Here is a 700-nt window from a genome sequence, read left to right as displayed (position 1 = left end):
TGATACGCCGGCCGAAGGAGATGTTCAGTTTGAACAGCATGGTGTCAGCGTCTCAGTCCCAGCTAAAGACTTAGCCGTTCTGGCAGGTACTGAAGTCGACTTTATCAAAGTTGGCTTGAACAGCATGTTCCAATTCAGAAACCCTAACGTGACAGGCGAATGCGGTTGTGGCGAGAGCTTTTCCGTAACAGAGGAAGCGTAATTAATGGCTGAACGCGAAGTAGTAGTGACAAAACGCGAAATAGCCGCGCGCATTGTTCCTGCAGGCACAGAAATCTCCATTCCAAAAGACACCTTTGTCACCATCACCCAATCTTTGGGTGGCACCTTTACCGTCTCTGTAAATGGCAATCTTGCCCGAATTGAAGGCCGCGATGCCGACGCATTAGGCAAAACGGTCGTCTATGAAGAGGTGGCAGCACCAGAAGACGGCTCGGTCAGTGAAGAGCAGGTATGGGCCGCTCTAAACCAAGTATACGACCCAGAAATCCCAGTTAGCGTTGTAGAGCTTGGACTGATCTACAATTGTAAGGTCAAACAAAATGAGCAAGACGCAAGCAAGTATGACGTGTTCATCACGATGACATTAACGGCGCCGGGTTGCGGCATGGGCCCCGTTATCGTCGATGATGTGCGTCATTATGTGGCTCGAGTGCCAAATGTCAGTCGCGTAGAGGTAGATTTGGTTTTTGACCCTCCT

The 700-nt window shown here is 50.0% G+C and carries 2 protein-coding genes; both read left to right on the top strand.

Features of this window, described 5'->3' with window-relative positions; translation table 11 throughout:
• Positions 1–202, top strand: a 202-nt coding sequence (locus A3750_RS17165) for an iron-sulfur cluster assembly accessory protein (protein WP_156498679.1), incomplete at its 5' end; no start/stop codon positions are given.
• Between the two features lie 3 nt (positions 203–205).
• On the top strand, positions 206–700 hold a 495-nt coding region (sufT, locus tag A3750_RS17160), incomplete at its 3' end, for a putative Fe-S cluster assembly protein SufT (RefSeq protein ID WP_068548504.1).

This window comes from Oleiphilus sp. HI0079, from assembly GCF_001635105.1.
The sequence above is the reverse complement of the archived record's forward strand: the minus strand, read 5'-3'. Positions and strand labels throughout refer to the sequence as shown.